Genomic DNA, 3,014 nt, shown 5'->3' with positions numbered 1-3,014 from the left:
CCCCCGCCGCTGTAGAACGGCTGTGGCAGCCGACCAGCTTGAATGACGGCAAGCCGGCGCCGTGGGCGCTGGGCTGGCCCACCATCGGCCGCGATGGCCACCGCGCCGTGGCCGGCATCGGCGGTGGCCGCTCGGCCTTTTATGTGTATCCGAACGACGGGCTGGCCGTCATTATCCTCAGCAACCTGGCCGGTGGCCAGCCGGAACAGCTGATCGATACCGTCGCCGGTTTTTATCTTCCCGCCCTGCGCCAGCAGCGGGGCGGCGCGTATGCCGCGCACCTGCTGCACAAGCAGGCGGCCAGCACCGGTTTCGAGGGGCTGGACCAGAAACTGGCGGCCATCCTGCGCCAGCACGGCTTGCCAAAGCCCACGGAAGACGACTTGAATGCCTGGGGCTACCGCCTGCTGGGCCGGCAGCAGCCGAAACAAGCCGTGGCCGTCTTCGAGCTTGGCGTGCGACTATACCCGCAAGGGGCGAATGGCCACGACAGCCTGGCCGAAGCGTACGAGGCGGACGGCGCCAAGGACCGGGCCGCCACGCATTACCGCCGTTCGCTGGAACTGGACCCCGGCAATACGCACGCCGTGGCCCGCTTGCGCGCGCTGGGCGTCGACTAGTTGGCAGCCTTGCCGTGTTCCGCGCCGTGCATGGCCAGGTAGGCGGTCAGGTTGTCATCGGCAATGCCCAGGACGCGCAAGACTTCCCTGGTGAAGGTGACGGGCGCCGTGCCGGGCGCCGTGATGATGCGCTGGTCGGCCACGGCCCACGGCACGTCCTGGTACAGGGCCGCGCCCGCATAGCCCGTGTCCGTCAGGTTCTCGGCGCAATTCGAGGTGTGGCGCACGGTGTCGAGCACGCCCGCCTGCGCCAGCACGCGCGTGCCGTCGCAAATGCCGGCCAGCACCACGCCCTTGTCGCGCGCCGCGCGCAGTAGCGGGCCCAGGTCTGGCGCCTTGCCGCTTTGCCAGAAGCTGCCGCCGCATACCATCAGCAAGTCGAGTTCATCGAGATTGACCTCTTCCAGCGCCAGTTGCGGCGTGACCAGCATGCCGCCGGACGAGGTAACGGGCAAGCCGCCCGGCGTGGCGAACTGCGTGTAAAAGCCGTAGTACAGGCGCGCCGTGGAATTGAGCAGGGCGGTTTCCCAATCGGCAAAGTTCTCGGTCAGAATGGTGATGGCACGTGTCATGAAGAAGTCCTGTCGCAAGTGGTGATTTCAATAGTACAGGCTGGCTAGCCCGCTGGTGCCGAAATCATAATAAAAAGTACTGACAGTTTCTGTCAGGAGTGCGTGGAAATAATGGTACAAGTTGCAACAGACTGCGCTACAATCGCGGGCCCGTCCGCACGGGCATCTCCTTCCATGCCTGTTACTTGTCGCCTCCATGCTGATTCTGTTTTGCCGTGTCCTGCTCAGCATCGCTGGCCTGCTGGTTTTTTTCCTCTTCGATCAATTAAGCGCGAACGAATGTCTGAAATTGGCCGTCCTGCTGGCGGCCTTCCTGCTGGGCGTGGGCGGCGTGCTGCATGCGTGGCGTGGCGGTTCCTGTGCCAGCGCGATTACCGTGCTGCTGCGCGTCGTCGTGCCCGTGTTTTACCTCGACGCCGCCATCAAGGGTTTTTTGCGTGGCTATTTTGGCATGCGCCCCAATCCCAATGCGGTTTTGCAAGCGATGTTTGCGACAGATCAAGCCGAAACGGGTGAGTTTTTTCTGCACAACAGCGTCGCCCTGGCGCAATCGGCCGGCGGCTTCCTGCTCGTGACGGCGGCCGTGCTGCTGGCCGACCGCCAGTTGCAGCGCTGGCAAGCGGCGCGCGACGTTGCCGCGCCTGGCCTGGCGCAAAAATGCTTTGCCGCCTGCATGGCGATCTTTCTCGTGCTGCTGCACGTCAACACCACGATGCGGCGCGAAAATCCGGCCCTGTTCTGGCCGCTGCGCTACCAGCAGTACAGCGCGCAGCTGGACGCCATGAAATCGATGCAGCACGCGCTGACGGCGGCCATGGCCGCGCCGCGCGAATGGAACGTGCGCTATGCGGGCGAGGATGCGCGCACCGTCATACTCGTGATCGGCGAGAGCACGAACCGCGCCTCGATGTCGCTGTATGGCTATGCGCGGGCGACTACGCCCCAGCTCGACGCCATGCGCTCGAAGCTGCTGGTATTTAATGACGTGATTTCGCCGGCCGCCAGCACCGTGGAATCGATGATGACGATGCTCACGCCCGCCGATATCGGCAACCCGGACGCGTGGATGGCCAAGCCGAATCTGCTGATGCTGGCCGAGGCGGCCGGCTACAAGACGTTCTGGGTATCGAACCAGACGCGCAACGATGGCTGGATCGGGTTGCTGGCGAGCGAGGCCGATGAAAGCGACTTCATCAACTATGGCACTGGCCGTGGCGAAAACAATTTTGACGGCAACCTGTTCCAGCCGTTCGCCCACGCGCTGCGCGACGAAGCGCCGAAAAAGCTCATCGTCGTGCACTTGCTGGGCGCGCATCCCAGCTATGACATGCGCTATCCCCGCCGCTTCGCTCATTTCGACCGGGCGCACGACGCTGTCAGCGCACAGATGGAGCACCAGGGCAGGTCGAGCTGGATACGCAACCAGCGCGACGAGTACGACAACGCCATTCGCTATGGCGATTACGTGCTGGGCACCCTGATCGGCATGGCGGAAAAGGCCAAGACGGATCGGGCCGCCTCCTTGCTGTTCGTATCCGACCATGGGCAGGAAGTGGGCTACAGCCGCAATCATGCGGGTCATTCCGCGTCGGACAAGAGTGGCTATGAAATTCCCATGCTGATCTGGGACAACCGGCAAGCGCCGCAATCGGCGGGGGCGCGCGCCGCGCTGGAAAGCCGGCCGTATCAGACGGACAAGCTCGATGCGACCGTGCTGGGCTTGCTGAAGATCGAAACGCGCTATTACGCCGCGCATGACGATATCCTCAGCAGCGCCTTTACGCCCGTGCAGCGCTTCATGAATGGCTTGCGCTACCAGCGC

At 63.9% G+C, this 3,014-nt stretch carries 2 protein-coding genes and 1 pseudogene; 2 read left to right on the top strand and 1 reads right to left on the bottom strand.

Features of this window, described 5'->3' with window-relative positions:
- A pseudogene (locus tag VM94_RS27225) lies at nt 1-620 on the top strand (serine hydrolase); the annotation flags it as partial.
- On the opposite strand, the gene VM94_RS11140 reads toward VM94_RS27225, so the two are convergent.
- Nucleotides 617-1,192: a DJ-1/PfpI family protein gene (locus tag VM94_RS11140; protein WP_046683561.1), complete on the bottom strand. Its 576-nt coding sequence runs from the start codon at nt 1,190-1,192 to the stop codon at nt 617-619. The pseudogene VM94_RS27225 and the gene VM94_RS11140 overlap by 4 nt on opposite strands.
- 289 nt (nt 1,193-1,481) lie before the next feature.
- Between VM94_RS11140 and VM94_RS11135 the strand changes: the two genes are divergently transcribed.
- The coding region (locus tag VM94_RS11135; protein WP_235432896.1) for a phosphoethanolamine transferase at nt 1,482-3,014 on the top strand (1,533 nt) is incomplete at its 3' end.

The organism is Janthinobacterium sp. KBS0711 (assembly GCF_000988085.1).
Classification (GTDB): Bacteria; Pseudomonadota; Gammaproteobacteria; order Burkholderiales; family Burkholderiaceae_D; genus Janthinobacterium; species Janthinobacterium lividum_E.
Note: the sequence above shows the minus strand (reverse complement) of the source record. Positions and strands in the feature narration are given on the sequence as shown.

Bases quoted from the DNA above. Each gene is read 5' to 3' on its own strand.
- VM94_RS11140 (WP_046683561.1), bottom strand. From the start codon at position 1,192: ATGACACGTGCCATCACCATTCTGACCGAGAACTTTGCCGATTGGGAA.